Raw genomic sequence first — 17,915 nt, forward strand, 5'->3', positions numbered from 1 at the left:
CGCGTCCGCTGGTGCGGGATGAAAACCTGCATCAGCGATTAGCAGGAGCGCGAAGGCGAAAACCGCTACCTTGCTTCTGTACATCCACTTCCAGAAGGGTGGTGAGGTCGGTGAGGAGTTTAGATCCGTCGCCAATGACCAATGTGCCAGAAAAATGACGTTGCTCCAGCGAAGGATCGAGCGAGACGGGCTTGCCCGTGTAACGTACGATATCGCCAACCACCAACGCAAGCGGGGTGTCGGTATAGGATAATCGACCCGAACGCCAACTCGCCACATCATCCTTCGGCGCAGGCGACAATGTGACGGCGGCCGCATTTCCCGTCAGCTGTTGACCGGCGGCAACCTTGATGGGCTGCTCCCTGCTGGCCGAAGCCACCGTTACCGACCCTTCTGCCACCGCCACCCGAAGGGCATGACTGGCGATATTCACGGAAAAACGAGTGCCGATATCGGCGATCTGATAATCCCCGGCCGACACCGCGAGTGTGCGGCCCGGATCATGCTTCACATCGAAATAGGCCTCGCCACTCGCCAGTTCGATCCGATTTGCATCCCTGCCCCGCACTACGATGCGGCTGGCAGGCGACAGTGTGACGCTGACGCCATCGGCCAGTGTGACGATACGGCTGCTGCCGCTATTGGCGCTATACTGCTCAACCGGCTCTGATGTCCGGTAAAGGGGAAACGCGATGATCAGGGCCACGGCTGCTGCCAGGCCTCCCGCCAGATACGGCAGGCGCCAGCCGCGGCGCACGGGCCGAACATCGACCGGGATTTGCGCTGCCAGCAACTTTGCGATCTCAGGCCGGTGGTCGTTGATTGCGGCGGACAAAAGAACGACCGAATCGAATGCCTCGCGATGACACGGATCGGCTTCCAGCCAAGCGACATAGCCGCCCCAGTCGGCATCGTCGCTTTCCAGCGCCGCCTGCCAGGCCAACGCCTCTTCCAGCGTCGCTTCATCGATGTCCGACCGCGCCGTCATGGCGAGAGCCCTTCCAATATCCTGATAGTCCCTAGACGTCGCAAATCTGTCATACCTCAGTTCATCAGGGCGCGGCGCAGATATTTCATCGCCACCGCCATATGCTTTTCCACGCCGCTCTTGCTGATACCAAGCCGGATGGCGACCTCCCCGTGATTGAGGCCTTGCAGCTTGTGCAGTTCGAAAGCCCGGCGAGCGCCCTCCGGCAGCGTAGCCAACGCAGAGACGAGCGCCGCGACCTCCTCCCGATCCAACATCGTTTCTTCCGGGGTGCGGCGTTGGTCGGCTGGTTCGGCCCCACCGGTCACGAAGCCCGTTTCCTCGTCTGACCATCGGCGGTCGCGTGCCATGCGCCGCTGACGCTCGCGCAAACGGTCGACGATCAGATTCTGGGCCATACGGAACAAATAGGCGCGACCGTTAACAACGGGTCCCGATGGCTGGGTCCGCGCACGAATCCATAGTTCCTGAAGAAGGTCTTCCGCTTCGGCCGAGTCACCGGTACGGGCGGTTAGAAACCGCAGCAGTTCGGTGCGATGGATACCATAGGCCGATTGGAGCTCATTCTTGTGATCGGCACTCATCGATCCTGTTTGTCGGATATCCATCGGCTCCGAAAGCAGAATCTTGGCGCCGCACGACGCCAGCGCGGTGGGCGCACGTTAGTGCCGACCAGAGGCGCAGGCGAAATATCGGGCATCACTCCCGCCGAGGGATCAATCATTGCCGCGCATGACGACGCACAATCTCCTGATCGTTCCCCAGTTATCCTCTCCATAATTGGATTTACCATTAATCCCCTTGAAACGTCGGCGTCAAAGAACTTCCGTTGCGGCAGATATCACGCGAAATTTAAGTGACACGCGCCACAGAGCCAGCGCGGTGGCGATCACGACGGAATTCATCATAAGCAAGCTGGCGAATATGTGTGCTGCCAGGAATGATAAGTCGCTGATCAGGCCGCTGGGCTCAGGCACAACCAAGCTGCCGGTAATATGGAGGACAACTATCAGTATTGCGACGGCCTTTGTACGCTGCGATGGCGACGGCCGATTTTTGGCCGACTCCTAATGACGCGACCTCCTCCAAAAGCAGCGCTGCGATCGAAACAGACGCCGCTGCGATCGAATACTCGCGCGAAGACGCTGCGACCTGTCATGTCTGGTGGGGCTGTGGAGCGCTTAGCATGCCGCCGGGAATTAGCCGTGATTATTGGCCTAGCATTCAGGCCTGTGGATCGATGTTGGCGGAGACGGAGGGATTCGAACCCTCGGTGCCGAATTCTCAGCACGACGGTTTAGCAAACCGTTGGTTTCAGCCACTCACCCACGTCTCCAAACATGGCCTGAACACCCGCTTGAAGCGGGATAGCGGCTAGGCGAGGAGCGCTATAACGGCCGCTTTCGCGCAAGGCAACGGGTGTGTGCCAGGAAATTCTTACAAACTTGTCCGCAGGATTCGTTCCAGCCCGGAATCGACTCGGGTCGCCGTTCGTTCATTGTCGTTTCAGCTTGCTTTCCGATAATCTGATAGTTGGTCGAAGAGCGGAAAATTCGGGGAGTAGCGGGCATGATCGGGATTTTAAGGCGTGCGACGGCTCGCAATGTGCGGCGGGGTGCGTTGGCATTCGCCGCCGCTGGCATGGCGTTCAGTCCAATTGTTGCGACGGCGCAGGTGCGCACGGTCGATCCCAACACCGCGATCGACGCGGACCTAGCGCCCGTTCCGCCCGCGAACAGCACCCCGACCGACCCCGGCATCGACCGCAGCGTGCCGCCTCCCAGCAACACGGCGCCGGATTATGCCCCGCCTGCGGCGAACAGCACCGCAACGGGCGCGCCGGTGACGTCCAACTCGCCCCCCGCCGCCTTGAGCCCGAGCGAATCCTATCAGGAAGATGACCTGATCGGAGCGGCCGAGGGCGTCTTTGGCAAGGGGGCCGAGGGTCTTGCCGGCATGATCGAGAAGATCCTGAAGGATCAGGGCCGTCCCAACGCCTATATTGCCGGTCGGGAAGCATCCGGCGCCTTTGTCGTTGGCCTGCGCTATGGGTCCGGTACGCTCAATCACAAGGTGGAAGGCAAGCGGGAGGTCTATTGGACCGGGCCGTCGATCGGCTTCGACGTGGGCGGTAACGCGGCCAACACCTTCGTCTTGGTCTATAATCTCTATGACACGCAGGACCTTTACCACCGTTTCCCCGCTGCCGAAGGCACAGCCTATCTCGTTGGTGGCTTCACGGCCAGCTACCTGCGTTGGGGAAGCGTCGTGCTGATCCCGATCCGCCTGGGCGTGGGTTATCGGCTGGGCATCAATGCTGGCTACATGAAGTTCACGGAAAAGCGGAACTGGCTGCCCTTCTGATCCGGTTCAAAGGACAAAGCTGAGCTGCTGGCCTCCCTCGACCGGCTCTTCGGCGTCGAGATTATGCACCCCAAGACCGAGCAGCCGAGCCCCCATGGGTAGGGGCAGCTGGGCGAGCAGCAGGGCGCGCGCTGTTGTCGCCAGCAGATCGGGCGACCGAACCGTGGCGCCCATGCTTTTTGATCGTGTGATGATCCGGAAATCGGCGAATTTGATTTTCAGGACGATGGTGCGACCATAGGCGCCACTCTTCTCGATCCTTCCCCAGAGGCTTTGCGAGATCCGGTCTATTTCGGCGACCAGCGCATCCTGTGTTATCAGGTCGTCGAAAAATGTGTCCTCGACACTGACGGATTTCCTTTCCTGCCGTTCATGGACCGGCCGGTGGTCCTCCCCGCGCGCGGCACGATAATAGAAGGGAGCCGCGCTGCCGAAATGCTGCTGAAGGAAAGGCAGGTCCCGTCCGCGAAGGTCGGCGCCGGTTTCAATCCCTAACGCCTGCATCCGCCGCGCCGTCACCGGCCCTACGCCATGGATGCGCCGAACAGGCATCTCCGCCATGAAGCCTGCTCCTTCGCCGGGCCGCACGACGCAAATGCCGTCCGGCTTGTTCTGATCCGAAGCGAGTTTGGCGATCAGCTTGTTGTAGGAAACGCCCGCCGAGGCGGTGAGACCCGTTTCTTCGTGGATCATGCGCCGGATTTGCTGGGCGATGACCGTTGCGGAGGCCAGGCCCGGCTTGTTCACCGTGACGTCCAGATAAGCCTCATCAAGCGAAAGCGGCTGAATAATGTCGGTGAAGCGGGCGAAAATCTCCCGCACATGAGCCGAAACGGCGCGATACACTTCGAACCGGGGCTTCACGAACAGAAGGTCCGGACAGAGCCGCCGCGCCCGCGCGCCGGGCATGGCCGATTTCACGCCAAATGTGCGAGCCTCATAGCTGGCGGTGGCCACGACCCCTCGCGGGCCGCCGCCGCCCACGGCGATCGGCTTGCCCCGCAACGCCGGGTCGTCGCGCTGTTCGACCGACGCATAAAAGGCATCCATGTCGATATGGATGATCTTGCGCGGCCCGGAATCCATGGCAGAGGTTTATGCCACAGCAGGAACGAAAGCAAAACGCGGAAGGCGTCGTCAGGTCAGGACTTCTTGTCCTTCAAGGACTGGAGGACAGCAAAAGGACTGGCTTGTTCTTCCAACAGGACGCCTGCTTCCCGCAGATAGGAGTCCGCGTCGGCAGAACGGGGATAGGGCGTCATGGCCAAGGCCATGGTTTCGGCGACCGCTTCCCCCATGTCGATCGTCTGCCCATCAAAGCCGATGACGTCGCAATCGTCCGAATCGATCTCCAGTTCCTCGTCATCGCCTTCATCGTCGCGCTCCGCGACGAAGCGCAGCAGGAATTCGCTGTCGATCTTCTCGGGCACGGCGACACCGGTAGCGACGCAGGGCTGGGCCAGTTCAGCCCGCACGCGCCCGCGTGCCTCGATGCCGCTATCATTTTCGCTCAGCGTATAATCGGCATCAAGGCGGCTGAGCGAAAGCAGATGGAACCGCCTCGCCAACGCTTCCCGCTCGCTGGCGTTGGCGGTGATCGTCACTCCTTGCGCATGCCGCGCGATCTGATCAGCGCGCACCGGGCGAGAAAATTCGGGGGCCGGGTTGCTCATCCAAGATCTCCGGTCAGCAAAGCGCCGAGCGACAATCCGGAAAGCCGAACCCAGCGCGATCGCAAGCGAGATTCGACATGATTGATCGCATCATCCCCCGGCGTCGCGCCACGATACAGGTTGCGCTCCAGCGCTTCCCGCAGTTCCGCCTCGCCCAGCAATGCTGCCTTATAGGCTGACAGCCTGCCGCCCAGCGCGCTCACCATCCGGCCGATATGCTTGCCCACCACGACGTCGCCCACGCCTTCCTGACGCAGCTGGCCGTCCATGTCATCTACGAACAATTCCGTCAGCCACACGCTTTCCTGCGCAGCGCCGATCGCTTCCATCCGCATCAGCACCTGGGCGAGGATGGCGACGATCATGTCGAACCGGCCGTCCATGGTGTCGGGGACCTGGCCTTCCATATACCAATGCGGCTGACGTCCTTCATGGACGATGGCCTGATAGAGCGGCTGCATCGCGTCCTTGGGATCGGTTCGCGCGAACAGGCGCTGGAATAGGTTTGGCATGTCGAAGCAGTTTCCTGGCTGAGCTGAGCGGAGGCCCCCTTGCCGGGGGTCGCGCATTTCCATATTGATCGGCAGGCCGCGCGATGCAATGGCGGCTTTGGTTTTCGCGTTTTCCCGGGGCCTGTCCCGGCAGGAGAAGTTCATGCGTCAGTTCAGCCGACATCTGTTGCTCGCCGTCGGCCTTGGCGCGCTGGTCCTTGGTACATCCGCTTGCACCCGCATCCGGACACATCAGGGCTATCAGGTGGATAAGCTGCTGGTCGATTCGATCCAGCCGGGTATCGACAACCGTGCCTCCGTTGAAGGAACGCTGGGCCGACCCAGCTTCACCGCGCAATTCGGGGATCAGGACTGGTATTATGTGTCGCGCGACATGCGGGCGCTTGCCTTCTCCAATCCCAAGCCGGTGGCTCAGACGGTGTTGCATGTCCGTTTCGACCCGGCGGGCAATGTGACTGCAGTGGATCGCATGGGGCTTGAGCAGGTCGCCAAGATATCGCCCGCGGGCGACAAGACGCCGACTCTTGGCCGCCATCGCAGTCTGTTCGACGAGATTTTCGGGAACATCGGCGCGGTGGGCGCCGGTGGCATGGGCGGCGGAGGCGGCGGTAGCAATACCGGCGGTGGCGGTCCTAACGGTTCCTAAGGACAGGATAGCAAGGCTGGCCGGGGTCAACGCTCCCTTTTCGCAGCAGTCTTATTACCGGATTCCCCCTGGCGGCTGTGGCAAGAAAGCATCGCCTTCGCGAGTCTCGAGCAGGCTTGCGTGCCAGTATCGGTGACATCAAAAAATTCCGGCGATCCAAGTCATTGGACTTGTTTGGAAACATGGTTAATTTTTCGCGTTAACAAATAGAGACTCGCAACGGCGACGGCTCAGGAATATGCTTGACCAGTGCCGTCGGCAGTAAGACTAAAGTAGTATATCTCGCGCTGCACGTTTGGCATACTACATAAGGTTAAAGTCAGAATATAACGCATTAACAGTTCGTTAGCGAATTCTGGCACTAACCCTAAATTTCCGCGAGCAGTTCAGGACTCTTGTCGCGCAAATATGCTAGTCATAACTCGTTGAAACGAAAAGAAAGGGTCGCACTGCAGGCATTTGGAAACTGGTCTTTCACGCTTCGTTTGGGGCCTGCTAACGAAGGTGGAAGGGATCATGAGGGGAATACCCAATGGCTTACCCAGTCAATGTGCGTCTGTTGTGCGGTAATGCAATTGTTAGAGAAGGGCTGAGCCGGATTCTCACTGAACGAGATTTCCGGGTTAACCAATATCCCAATATTGCCGCTGCACTCCAGAAGGCGGAGGTGCCGGAAGAAGATACCGGGCCGTCGCTGCTTCTGGTCGATAATGGAACCGAAGAACTTGATGCGGACAGCGTTGCCGTCCTTCAACGGCGATTTCCCTGTTCCTATCTGGTGGTTCTGTCCGACCGGTTCGATTTCCAGACGATGCTGAAGGCCTTCCGGCTTGGTGCAATGGGCTATATCATCAAGGAAATCAGCTGCGACCGCCTGGTCGCGACGCTGCACCTGGTGGCGATGGGCGAACGGGTGCTCCCGCCGCAACTCGCCGATGAATTGCAGTCGCGGCCGACACTCACGGACGCGCTGGAGGTTGAACGGCCAGTCGATGCTGCCAGCCTGTCGGATCGCGAGCTGGAAATCCTGCGCTGGCTGATCATGGGATGCCCCAACAAGGTGATCTCCAAGAGAATGGATATCAGCGAGGCGACGGTGAAGGTCCATGTGAAGGCGGTGCTGCGCAAGCTGCGCGTCAAGAACCGCACGCAGGCTGCGATCTGGGCAGCCAATCATGGAATGCGTGGACGGGTGCCGGAGGTAGAGCCGGTAGTGCCAGTGGAGGTGACGATCCCTCATCCCGCGCAGCTGCCGCAGCTTGAATTGGCTGCCATGCCGCTCAGCCGTGCCTGAACTTGACCGTGGCCTGAAAAAGGGCTGCGGTCACCCCCTCATAAATTCTGACTGATGCTCCTGCGCGCAAACGCAGGAGTCTTCAGTAGCCGGGGCGGGGCTTCGGCCTGTTGAACAATAGCAAAAGCTGCTATGCTGACCCCGTCCAAGACTCAAGGCGGGAGAGGTCCCATGGCCACGCGCTGGACCATCAAGGGCAAGGAATTTGTCCACTGCAATTGCGCCTATGGTTGTCCCTGCCAATTCAATGCGTTGCCCACGCATGGACATTGTCAGGCCGTTGCCGCGATCGACATCGAACAGGGTCATCATGATGGCACCGACCTTTCGGGCTTGCGCATCGGCCTGATCGTCGCCTGGCCGGGGCCGATTCATGAAGGCAGGGGCGAAGCCGTTCCGATCGTCGATCAACGGGCAGACGCGACGCAGAGAGAAGCGTTGCTGCGCATCATGAGCGGGCTGGACACTGTACCCGGCGCCACCTTCTTCCAGGTTTTTGCCACGACCTACACCAGGGTGCACGATCCCGTATTCGCGCCCATCGACCTGCGGGTGGACATTGACGGCCGATCCGCCCGGCTGGCGGTTCCCGGCTGGATCGATGCGCGTGGCGAGCCGATCGTCAACCCGGTCACGGGAGACGCCCATCGTGCGCGCATCAACCTGCCGCAGGGCTTTGAATATGATGTGTGTGAGGTCGGTCGCGGCTGGGCGAAAACCCAGGGGCCGGTCGATGTGCAGCTCAGCGATTCCCACGCGCAGTTCGCCGAGCTTCACCTGACCGAGAGTGGCGTTGTCCATTAGGCCGGTGCCACCACCAGACGGCACGACATTTGTTGTCCATCAGCTATTGTCGCGAAACAGCCTGATCGTCGGAGCGGCGCTGCTGCTGCTGGTGATGATGGCCTGGATGTGGCTCTTTTCAACGCCGGACGCCTCCATGGCGAACATGGCGGGGGCAGGGATGGCGGACATCCCGATGGACGGGATGCCCATGGCCGTCCAGCCCTTGTCGCCCAGCTATTTTCTCGCCGCCTTCGCCATGTGGTCGATCATGATGGTCGCCATGATGCTTCCTTCCGCTGCGCCCATGATATTGCTACATGCGCGGATCGATCGCGCGACCAGTCACCATGCGCGTTTGCTGCACAGCCTTATGGTCATGGGCTCTTATCTGCTCATATGGACAAGTTTTTCAGCGATCGCGGCGGGCGCACAGGCCCTGCTGCTGCATGGTGGCTATTTGTCCGCTGCGACCTTGTCTCTGGGTGGCCGCATGGGCGCTGTCGGCCTGTTGCTGATGGCGGCTCTCTATGAATTGACGCCTGCCAAGCATCGCTGCCTGGAAAACTGCCAGTCGCCGCTCATCTTCATTCATCGCTACTGGCGCCCCGGTGCAGGTGGCGCGTTCCAGATCGGCATGCGGCATGGACTTTATTGCCTGGGCTGCTGCTGGGCGCTGATGCTACTGCTGTTTGTGGGCGGCGTCATGAATCTCGCCTGGATAGCATTTTTCACATGCCTGGTCGCAGCCCAGAAGATGGCGCCGCCGCGTCGGCGGTTGGACCGGTGGACCGCTGCATTCCTGTTGCTCGCGGCATTGTTTGTCGCGCTTCGCTGACGCTGTGTGAGCCGCGCGGCAACGGGGGCCGTATCGGAGCAACCGCCGCATCGCGCGGCAGTTGCTCCGATGCCGGACCGTCAGCCGATGGTTTCTTCGAAGATAGCCATCGTGCGTTCGAACCGGGCGAACAGATCATCAAGCTCTTCGGCGGTGATGATCAGCGGCGGGCAGAAGACGATCGTATCGCCCAGCGCCCGCACGATAAGGCCCTGCGTCAGCCCGATTTCGACCAATCGCGCCCCGGCCTTTGCTGCGGGGTCGAAGCTGGTCCGGCTTTCAGGATCGGCATAAAGTTCGATGGCGCCGACCAGGCCGACCCCACGCACTTCGCCGACATATTTGCGGCCTTCATAGCTGCGCAGCGCCTTCCAGAATTGCGGCATCAACGACTGCACGTGGCCGACGACATTATCTTCTTCGTAGATTTTGAGCGTTTCCAGCGCGATGGCGCAGCTGACCGGATGGCCCGAATAGGTGAAGCCGTGGCCGAAGGTGCCGATGGTGCCGCTGTTCCGGGCGATCGGCGCATAGACCTTCTCATTCACCATTACGGCGGAGATCGGTGCATAGCCGGATGACAGCCCCTTTGCCGTGGTGAGGATATCGGGCTTCATGCCGAAAGTGGTCGAACCGAACATCTCCCCCGTCCGGCCATAGCCGCACACCACTTCGTCCGCGACGAGAAGCACGTCATATTTCGCCAGTACCTTCTGGACCTTTTCGAAATAGGTCGGCGGCGGCGTAAGCACCCCGCCCGCACCCATGACTGGTTCGGCGAAGAAGGCGGCGACCGTCTCCGGACCTTCTTCTAGGATAAGCTTTTCAAGATTGTCGGCGAGGCGGGTCGCGAAATCCTCTTCGCTTTCGCCCGGTTCGGCGTAGCGGAAGTAATGCGGGCAATCGGTATGCAGAATATTATGGATGGGCAGGTCGAAATCGCGATGATTGGTGACAAGCCCGCTCAGGCTGGCCGAGGCCACGGTAACGCCGTGATAGGCGTTGCGCCGGGCGATGATCTTCTTCTTCTCCGGCTTGCCGATGGCGTTATGATAATACCAGATCAGCTTCACAGCAGAGTCGTTTGCTTCAGATCCGCTGTTCGCAAAGAACACCTTCGACATCGGCACAGGCGCAATCGACAGCAGCTTGTTGGCCAGCGCGATCACGGCTGGATTGGAACGGCCGGTGAAGGTGTGATAATAGGGCAATCCACGCAGCGCTTCGCTGCCCGCCTGGGCCAGACGCTCATTGCTGAAGCCCAGCGAGGCGCACCACAGCGCTGATACAGCTTCAAGATAGCGGTTCCCCCGATCGTCTTCCACGAAGACGCCTTCGCCCTTGGTTATGACAAGGGGGCCGACCTCAGGATGGGTCGCCAAGTTCGTGAAGGAATGGAAGTGAGCTGCAATATCAGCTGCAGCATTTTCACTGGGATCGTACATTATCTTCGTGCTTCCGATCTTTTAGAAACTGACATTTCGGCCGTCTCCGAGATGGATATGCGCACGACGACCATTACGCGCAGAATGTGGGGATCGACTTACCCTCATCCATGCAGGGAAGTAGCGTGCCCGTCGGATGCATAGAAATTTTGTGGACACTTATCAACACATGATCATTGGACGGGGCAGTTTGTCTGCGATTCCCGTCGAGCGAAGGCGGCGAACAAGTCCCGATAGCGCGATTTTCCAGCTTTTCCCCGACCGGGATGCTGAATTGGGTCAATCCATCCATATATGCGATTCTCAGGCCCAATGATGGAGGGTAGTTGGAGCTGCCATGACCCGACGCGTGCCCTTCCAGGACTTTGCGCCGCCCATACGCCCCCAGTCACCTCTTCGGCGAGCGATCACGGCCGCCTACCGGCGGGAAGAACCCGCGTGCATCGCGCCGCTGCTGGAAGCCGCGACTCTTGAGCCATCGGATCGCGAAGCGATCAGGAAAGTCGCCCGCCTGCTCGTGACCACGCTCCGCGCCAACAACAGGGGCAACGGCGTGGAACGGCTGATACAGGAATATTCACTTTCCAGTGAAGAGGGCGTGGCGCTGATGTGCCTCGCCGAAGCATTACTGCGTATCCCCGATCAGACGACACGCGACGCATTGATCCGCGACAAGCTTTCTGATGGCGATTGGGGATCGCATCTGGGCGGCGGCAAATCACTGTTCGTCAACGCCGCGACATGGGGCCTGGTCGTGACGGGCAAGCTGGTCGGCAGCGTCGATGATGATGGGCTGGGCGCCGCGCTGGCCCGGCTGGTGGCGCGCGCGGGGGAGCCGGTGATCCGTCGCGGCGTCGATCTCGCCATGCGGATGACGGGCGAACAGTTCGTCACGGGCGAGACGATCGGGCAGGCGCTTAAGCGCGCTCGCAGGCTGGAAGCGAAGGGCTTCCGCTACAGCTACGACATGCTGGGTGAAGCAGCGACGACCGGGGCCGACGCCGACCGCTATTATGCCGATTATGAGCGTGCCATCCACGCGATCGGCAAGGCGGCGCTCGGACGCGGCGTGTATGAAGGCCCCGGCATCTCGATCAAGCTTTCGGCGCTGCATCCCCGCTATACCCGCGCTCAGGCGGATCGGGTGATGGGGGAATTGCTGCCCCGCGTCCGGCAACTGGCCCTGCTCGCCAAAAGCTATGATATCGGCCTCAACATTGATGCCGAGGAGATGGACCGGCTCGAACTCTCCCTCGACCTTCTCGAAAGCCTGGCGACAGACGCGGAACTGACCGGATGGGACGGTCTGGGTTTCGTCATTCAAGCCTATGGCAAGCGCTGCCCATTCGTCATCGACTGGATCATCGATCTTGCCCGGCGTGCAGGACGCCGCATGATGGTCCGTCTGGTAAAAGGCGCCTATTGGGACGCGGAGATCAAGCGTGCCCAGGTTGACGGCCTTGCCGATTTCCCGGTCTACACGCGTAAGGTGCATACCGATGTCGCCTATATCGCCTGCGCAAAAAAACTGCTTGCCGCGCCCGATGCGATCTTCCCGCAATTTGCGACCCATAATGCGCAGACCCTCGCGACCATTTACCGCATTGCCGGGCCTGATTTCAGCGTCGGCCAATATGAGTTTCAGTGCCTGCACGGCATGGGAGAGCCGCTGTACGAACAGGTCGTGGGGAAGGAAAATCTCGACCGCCCGTGCCGCATTTATGCGCCAGTTGGCACGCATGAGACGCTGCTCGCCTATCTGGTCCGCCGCTTGCTTGAGAATGGCGCCAACTCTTCCTTCGTCCATCGTATCGCGGACCCGGCGGTTTCGGTCGAGGATCTGATCGCTGATCCGGCCGAGGTCGTCCGCGCCATGCCCCATCCCGGCGCGAAGCATGACAAGATCGTCCTGCCTGCCGATCTGTATCCCGACCGCCGCAATTCAACGGGCTTCGACCTTAGCGATGAAAACGCGCTCGCCGCTCTGTCGCAGGCCCTTCGCTATAGCGCCGCGATCGAGTGGAGGGCGGCCCCGACCTTCGGTTCAGGGGAGGCGCGCGCCATACGCAATCCAGCCGATCATCGGGACAGGGTCGGCACGGTGGTGGAACTGGCGGCCGTGGATGCCGCTGACCTCGTGTCCCGTGCCTCGACATCCGATTGGGGCGACAGGCCAGTGGAGGAGCGCGCAGCCATTCTGGAACGCGCCGCCGACGCGATGCAGGCGCGCATGCCGTTCCTGCTCGGCCTGTTGATCCGCGAAGCCGGAAAATCTCTTGCCAACGCGATCGCGGAGGTTCGCGAGGCGGTCGATTTCCTTCGCTATTATGCTGCGCAGGCACGGGTCAATATCGGCGCCGGGCAGGATCCTCTGGGGCCGATCCTGTGCATCAGCCCGTGGAACTTTCCCCTCGCTATCTTCACCGGTCAGGTTGCTGCCGCTCTGGTTGCAGGCAATCCGGTGCTGGCAAAACCCGCAGTTCAAACGCCACTGATCGCGGCGGAGGCCGTGCGCTTGCTGCATGAGGCGGGCGTGCCCCGGCATGCTCTGCAACTGGCGCCGGGCGATGGCGCGTTGGGCAGCGCTCTGGTAGCGGCGCCGGAAACCGCAGGCGTCATGTTCACGGGATCGACCGCCGTTGCGCGACTGATCCAGGGCCAGCTTGCCAATAGGCTTTCACCCGCAGGCCACCCTATCCCGTTTATCGCCGAAACGGGCGGGCAGAACGCGATGATCGTCGACTCGTCTGCTCTGGCCGAACAGGTGGTGGCGGACGTGCTGGTCTCCGCATTCGACAGTGCTGGTCAGCGCTGTTCCGCGCTGCGCATACTCTGCCTACAAGAAGAGGTGGCGGATCGCATTCTGCTGATGCTCAAGGGCGCGTTGCGGGAAACGCGCGTTGGCAGCACCGATGCGCTGAGGACGGACATCGGGCCTGTGATCACGCAGGCAGCAAAGATGGCGATCGATCAGCACATCGCCAGAATGCGCGAGCACGGAAAACGGGTTGATCAACTCGCCCTGCCTGCCGAGGCGGCGCACGGCACCTTCGTTGCGCCAACGATTATCGAGATCGACGATATAGCCGAGTTGGAGCGGGAGGTTTTCGGCCCGGTTCTGCATGTTGTGCGTTTCCGCCGGGAACGGTTGGGCGCGCTGATCGATTCGATCAACGCCACTGGCTATGGGCTGACCTTCGGCCTTCACACCCGGCTCGATGAGACCATCTCTTATGTCACATCGCGGGTGAGAGCGGGCAATCTCTATGTGAACCGCAACATCATCGGCGCGGTTGTCGGCGTCCAGCCGTTCGGGGGCTGTGGGCTTTCTGGAACGGGACCTAAGGCTGGCGGGCCGCTTTATCTTAACCGGCTGGTGACGCGGCCATTCGCATGTGGATGGAAGTCGCGGTATCCGGCTTCACCCATCCATGACTTCGCGGATTGGCTGGAAACAAAGGGCGAAATCGGCAGCGCGGCGAAAGCGCGCAACTACGCCGACGCCTCTGCTTTGGGAGCGGAACGCGCGCTCGCCGGACCAGTCGGGGAACGCAATCTTTATAGCCTGCATCCCCGTGGTCAGGTGCTGATGAAGCCGCAGAGCCGGGATGGCTTGTTCGAACAGATGGCCGTCATCCTTGCGACCGGGAACCGGGGCGTGGTTGCGGAAGCGCTTCCCGACGATTTGCCCCCAAATGTCGCCGCTGCATTTGCGGCCCTGCCTGACGGGCCTTATGCAGTGGCCCTGGTGGAAGGAGACGGGTCAGTGGTGGCCCGAGCCGTGGCGGAAGTCGCGGCGATGCCGGGGCCTATCATTTCCGTTCATGCAGCCGAGCCGGACCAGCTCCTTGCCTATCATTGCGATTGGTTGCTTGAAGAAGTGTCGATCTCCATCAATACGACCGCTGCCGGAGGTAATGCCAGCCTGATGATGATCGGATAAGCGCCAGCGCCAACGCTTCCATAGCCGCTCCCTTCACGGATTGCGCTACAGCAGCTTGAGCCGGATGTTGCGGAATTCGACCTTCATCGGCGGACCTACGTGCGCCTGCATCCCGATCTCGCCCTTGCGCTGACGATCCGCCGATTCATCGATCGCCGCTGCCATCAATTGGCCGTTCAACAAATGATAGATTGCCGGACCCTTGGCGATGATATGGGCTTCGTTCCATTCAGCTTTGATCGCTGCTTTCATAGGGCCGGGCTCACCAATGGAACCGATTATTTGCGACGGCGGTGACGTTGTTCGCGTAAACTGACCACGGCGGGCGATAAAGCCGCGCCCCCTCTCCTCATAGACCATGGCCGTGAAGAGATTCCGGCCGTCGATATCAAACTGTAGTCCTGACATGGCGAATCGGTTGGTGGGCGTGATCTCGTCTTTGACAACAGTGCTGCGGTAGTTGACGCCGCTGTTGCCTTCAGGGGTGATCCGATACTCCGCCTTCAATTCGAAATCCTCGGGCTTCCCGCCTTCCCAGATCAGGAAAGTGTTGCTCCGAAGCAGTGTGTCCGGCGTCACCTCGCCAACTATGGTTCCATTTTCTACGCGCCAATAGCGTGGATCACCGCGCCAGCCCGCCAGGGTGTGACCGTCAAACAAGGATTTGAACCCCGGCCCGTCGCCGTCAACGGGCCGGGGCATCAGGGGCATGGCTTTTGGCGCGGGTTCCTCTGGCCGTTGCGCCGCCACGGCCAAGCGAGGGAACAACGTCAACGTGGTCGCTGCGGCGATGAATGTCCGACGTCCGGTCCTCTGATCCATGCTGCTCTCCAATGTCGACACGCTGGTTCGACGGTTATCAGCATGGTCGCGAAAAGTCCTGCTCGGTCAAGCCGGGTGCCGCCCGTACCGCCGGAAGGATCATCAAAAGCGATATATTGCTGGAGACGGTAATTGGATTTCGCGGGACAGCGTCCGGCGATTTTTTGTCGAAAGCGCTGTAAATCAGTCGCTCGCTTGGCGCGCTCAGCGTCCAAAAATGGTGCCCAGAAGAGGAGCGTAGCAGGGCTGGCTGTCGAGATCGGCGGGATGGCTCAGATTTTGTCCTGCCTTTTCAATATCGAGCGATGTTGACGATGTGAGTTCCAGAAGAGCTTGATCGCTGAGCGCCTAAGCGATTGATTTCGCAGTCAAATCATAAACTTGCGAAGTCGCCGAGGGCAACATTAGCATGCTTTCAGTTCATGGAAAAGGCTGGACGGTAATGGACGACGATTTCGCATGAACCCGTCCGCTATGCGGGTCTCGCGGACAAGGTCGATTTCCATAGCTGGGCACTGCTCAAGGGCGTTGCCATGGCCACCTTGCTAGGCGTGGGTTCGGAACTGTCCATCAAGGGCGAGAGCGACCTCGTCCAGGCTATGCCGCCATCTATGCGGCGGCCTATGCCCGCGACCGATCCTTCGGGCTATGCAAAAGTTCTTGGCGCTCGCACTAGGTTACATACCCATAAACGGGATTTCCAACGGGCGTGATTTCTGATTCAGTTTCCCGATGAAGGGAGACTGGCTTTGGCGCGTTTTGATCTGACGGATTTCGAGTGGTCGGTGATCGAGCCGCTGCTTCCGACCAAGGTTCGCGGAGTGGCGCGGGTCGATGATCGGCGGGTACTGAACGGGATATTCTGGCGGTTGCGCACGGGTGCGCCCTGGGCGGACATTCCGGCACGCTATGGTCCGCACACGACCTGCGTGAACCGCTTCAACCGCTGGCGCAAGGCAGGTCATTGGGCGCGCATATTGCAAGCGGTGTCAGCAGCTTACGAAGGGGATATCCAGATGATCGACTCCTCGTCGATCCGTGTCCACCAGCACGCTGCCAACGCCCAAAAAAAGATGGCCGATCCCGTTGCATGGGTCGCTCGCGCGGCGGCCTGACCACCAAAATCCATGCACTGGTCGATGCGCTTGGCCTCCCCATCGGGCTAAAGCTGACCGAAGGACAGGCCCATGACGGACGATCGGCCGACGATATGCTTGATGGTCTTGGCAAAGGCTGCGTCCTGCTGGCCGACCGTGCCTACGATAGCGACGCCATGCGCAATGCCTTGGCGGCGCGCGGTGCATGGGCCTGCGTCAAGCCAATGCCAAACCGAAAACGCATCCCGGCTTTCAGCCCGTTCCTCTATCGCTACCGCAATCTCGTCGAACGCTTCTTCAACAAACTCAAGCATTTCCGAGCCATCGCCACCCGATACGACAAGCGAGACGATAATTTCCTCGCCTCCGTCCAACTCGCCTCAATCAGGATTTGGTTGCGGCATAATGAGTCGGTGGCCTAAAGCCAGAGAGGCGGGAGATTACTCCTTGGGCCATGGACAGATGCGCGATGCGCATTTGGACCAGGGATTCGTCGGCCAGTGGCAGGGACGAGCTCACATATCCTCCTTTGGTCAGATGTAGTGTCGGAAAGGAAGAGGCGGTGGGTCCAGCTCTGGCGGGATCGCCGTAAGAACTCTCCCAACTCGATCGGCAAAGCGTAACGTCACCGGAATACCGTCACCGTAGATGGCAGTGCTCCCGCCCGGACTGGCACTGACACCGCCGAGGCGGAGAGGATGGCGCGCCTCGCAGAGCTCAAGGCGGCGCGCCAGTCGGGGCTCATGGCCCAGACGAAGCCCGGCGATCCCGCGCCATCGGCAACCGAAGCCACTCCGGCAGGCCAACAGTTCGTCCCGACAGCTGCGCCGGCCTCGCAGGATCGCAAAACGGCATTCGCCGAGCGGACCGACCCGGGCGGCGATGCCAATCCGCACGCCCTGATGGCACCGGCCTCTCCCTACATGCTGTCCGCGGGAAGCGTCATCGCGGCCAGCCTCATCACGGGTATCAATTCGGACCTGCCAGGCCTGGTCACTGCCCAGGTCACACAGAACGTGTTCGATAGCGCAACCGGTCGTTTCCTGCTGGTGCCGCAAGGGACCCGGCTGGTCGGCAAGTATGACAGCGTCGTCGCCTTCCGGCAGCGCCGCGCGCTGGTAATCTGGCAAAGGATCATCCTGCCCGACGGTAGCTCGCTGCGCCTCGACAATATGGCTGCGAAGAGCCCATCGCTGAACTGATTCCGGCGATGTTGACAGCCTTCCTCGAGAGCGACCGGGCCTTTGTCCGGACTCGCGAGGCAGCGCAGCGGGGGCGGGCATGATCGACCACATGGCCGAGCAGGCATTGCAGCCATTGACGGTCCGGGTCGCCACCGCCGTGCGCATCACGGGCCTTAGTCGCTCGCGGATCTACGAGCTGATCCAGTCCGGGGACCTCGAGACCATCAAGGTCGGGCGGGCGACGCTGATCCAGTTCCGGAGCCTGAGGAACCTGACCCAGACCTAGTCGACGGCCCAGATGGCCGCATCAAGCAAGGTGTGGCGGC

16 protein-coding genes, 1 tRNA gene and 2 pseudogenes are annotated in these 17,915 nt (G+C 60.8%); 11 read left to right on the forward strand and 8 right to left on the reverse strand.

The features are described 5' to 3' along the window. Positions 1-31: 31 nt before the first annotated feature. From ACZ5YV_RS11880 to ACZ5YV_RS11890, 3 genes are all read right to left on the reverse strand, one after another. Positions 32-988, reverse strand: coding sequence for a FecR family protein (locus tag ACZ5YV_RS11880; RefSeq protein WP_464787797.1), 957 nt, complete (start codon positions 986-988; stop codon positions 32-34). Between the two features lie 56 nt (positions 989-1,044). Further along, complete coding sequence (locus ACZ5YV_RS11885) at positions 1,045-1,572, reverse strand: RNA polymerase sigma factor (protein WP_464787798.1); 528 nt, start codon at positions 1,570-1,572, stop codon at positions 1,045-1,047. A gap of 660 nt (positions 1,573-2,232) precedes the next feature. Then, positions 2,233-2,324 (reverse strand) — tRNA-Ser (locus ACZ5YV_RS11890). 233 nt (positions 2,325-2,557) lie between these two features. Between ACZ5YV_RS11890 and ACZ5YV_RS11895 the strand changes: the two genes are divergently transcribed. Then, positions 2,558-3,352, forward strand: a complete 795-nt coding sequence (locus ACZ5YV_RS11895) for a DUF1134 domain-containing protein (protein ID WP_464787799.1) — start codon at positions 2,558-2,560, stop codon at positions 3,350-3,352. Between the two features lie 6 nt (positions 3,353-3,358). On the opposite strand, the gene dinB is transcribed toward ACZ5YV_RS11895, so the two are convergent. From dinB to ACZ5YV_RS11910, 3 genes are read right to left on the reverse strand one after another with little or no spacing between them, the layout of a single operon-like run. Beyond that, positions 3,359-4,438, reverse strand: a complete 1,080-nt coding sequence (gene dinB / locus ACZ5YV_RS11900) for a DNA polymerase IV (protein WP_464787800.1) — start codon at positions 4,436-4,438, stop codon at positions 3,359-3,361. Positions 4,439-4,494: 56 nt separating this feature from the next. Next, on the reverse strand, positions 4,495-5,025 hold the full coding sequence (locus ACZ5YV_RS11905) for a YceD family protein (RefSeq protein WP_464787801.1): 531 nt from the start codon (positions 5,023-5,025) through the stop codon (positions 4,495-4,497). Continuing rightward, positions 5,022-5,537, reverse strand: a complete 516-nt coding sequence (locus ACZ5YV_RS11910; RefSeq protein WP_464787802.1) for a ubiquinol-cytochrome C chaperone family protein — start codon at positions 5,535-5,537, stop codon at positions 5,022-5,024. Before ACZ5YV_RS11910 ends, ACZ5YV_RS11905 begins: the two co-directional genes overlap by 4 nt. 88 nt (positions 5,538-5,625) lie before the next feature. Here ACZ5YV_RS11910 and ACZ5YV_RS11915 point away from each other — a divergent pair, with 88 nt between their 5' ends. From ACZ5YV_RS11915 to ACZ5YV_RS11930, 4 genes are all read left to right on the forward strand, one after another. Next, positions 5,626-6,183 (forward strand): outer membrane protein assembly factor BamE, encoded by a 558-nt coding sequence (locus ACZ5YV_RS11915; protein WP_464787803.1) that lies wholly within the window; start codon positions 5,626-5,628, stop codon positions 6,181-6,183. A 532-nt stretch (positions 6,184-6,715) separates the two neighbouring features. After that, positions 6,716-7,477, forward strand: coding sequence for a LuxR C-terminal-related transcriptional regulator (locus tag ACZ5YV_RS11920; protein WP_464787804.1), 762 nt, complete (start codon positions 6,716-6,718; stop codon positions 7,475-7,477). 171 nt (positions 7,478-7,648) lie between these two features. After that, positions 7,649-8,281 carry a DUF1326 domain-containing protein gene (locus ACZ5YV_RS11925; RefSeq protein WP_464787805.1) on the forward strand — a complete coding sequence of 211 codons (633 nt, stop codon included), beginning with the start codon at positions 7,649-7,651 and terminating at the stop codon, positions 8,279-8,281. Further along, positions 8,271-9,098, forward strand: coding sequence for a DUF2182 domain-containing protein (locus ACZ5YV_RS11930; protein WP_464787806.1), 828 nt, complete (start codon positions 8,271-8,273; stop codon positions 9,096-9,098). The genes ACZ5YV_RS11925 and ACZ5YV_RS11930 overlap by 11 nt, the downstream gene beginning before the upstream one ends. 80 nt (positions 9,099-9,178) lie before the next feature. Here ACZ5YV_RS11930 and ACZ5YV_RS11935 read toward each other — a convergent pair whose 3' ends face one another. After that, positions 9,179-10,543 (reverse strand): aspartate aminotransferase family protein, encoded by a 1,365-nt coding sequence (locus ACZ5YV_RS11935; protein WP_464787807.1) that lies wholly within the window; start codon positions 10,541-10,543, stop codon positions 9,179-9,181. Positions 10,544-10,880: 337 nt separating this feature from the next. Between ACZ5YV_RS11935 and putA the strand changes: the two genes are divergently transcribed. After that, positions 10,881-14,486 (forward strand): trifunctional transcriptional regulator/proline dehydrogenase/L-glutamate gamma-semialdehyde dehydrogenase, encoded by a 3,606-nt coding sequence (gene putA / locus ACZ5YV_RS11940; RefSeq protein WP_464787808.1) that lies wholly within the window; start codon positions 10,881-10,883, stop codon positions 14,484-14,486. 45 nt (positions 14,487-14,531) lie between these two features. On the opposite strand, the gene ACZ5YV_RS11945 is transcribed toward putA, so the two are convergent. Next, entirely contained in the window at positions 14,532-15,308 is a 777-nt protein-coding gene (locus ACZ5YV_RS11945; RefSeq protein WP_464787809.1) for a 3-keto-disaccharide hydrolase, read from the reverse strand. A gap of 473 nt (positions 15,309-15,781) precedes the next feature. Between ACZ5YV_RS11945 and ACZ5YV_RS11950 the strand changes: the two are divergent. The 5 genes and pseudogenes from ACZ5YV_RS11950 to ACZ5YV_RS11970 form a co-directional block, all read left to right on the forward strand. Beyond that, positions 15,782-15,919, forward strand: a pseudogene (locus ACZ5YV_RS11950) (TrbI/VirB10 family protein); the annotation flags it as partial. 138 nt (positions 15,920-16,057) lie between these two features. Beyond that, positions 16,058-16,827, forward strand: a protein-coding gene (locus ACZ5YV_RS11955; protein ID WP_464787810.1) for an IS5 family transposase whose coding sequence is annotated in 2 segments (ribosomal slippage) — positions 16,058-16,372 and positions 16,375-16,827 — 768 coding nt in all. Because the reading frame shifts where the segments join, the coding sequence is not laid out codon by codon here. A 501-nt stretch (positions 16,828-17,328) separates the two neighbouring features. Further along, positions 17,329-17,607 (forward strand): TraB/TrbI/VirB10 family type IV secretion system protein, encoded by a 279-nt coding sequence (locus ACZ5YV_RS11960; protein WP_464789214.1) that lies wholly within the window; start codon positions 17,329-17,331, stop codon positions 17,605-17,607. Continuing rightward, positions 17,577-17,690: pseudogene (locus ACZ5YV_RS11965) on the forward strand (DUF2274 domain-containing protein); the annotation flags it as partial. The gene ACZ5YV_RS11960 and the pseudogene ACZ5YV_RS11965, both read left to right, overlap by 31 nt. After that, complete coding sequence (locus ACZ5YV_RS11970) at positions 17,687-17,875, forward strand: helix-turn-helix domain-containing protein (RefSeq protein WP_264593098.1); 189 nt, start codon at positions 17,687-17,689, stop codon at positions 17,873-17,875. The pseudogene ACZ5YV_RS11965 and the gene ACZ5YV_RS11970, both read left to right, overlap by 4 nt. Positions 17,876-17,915: the final 40 nt, after the last annotated feature.

The organism is Sphingobium sp. TomTYG46 (assembly GCF_055396345.1).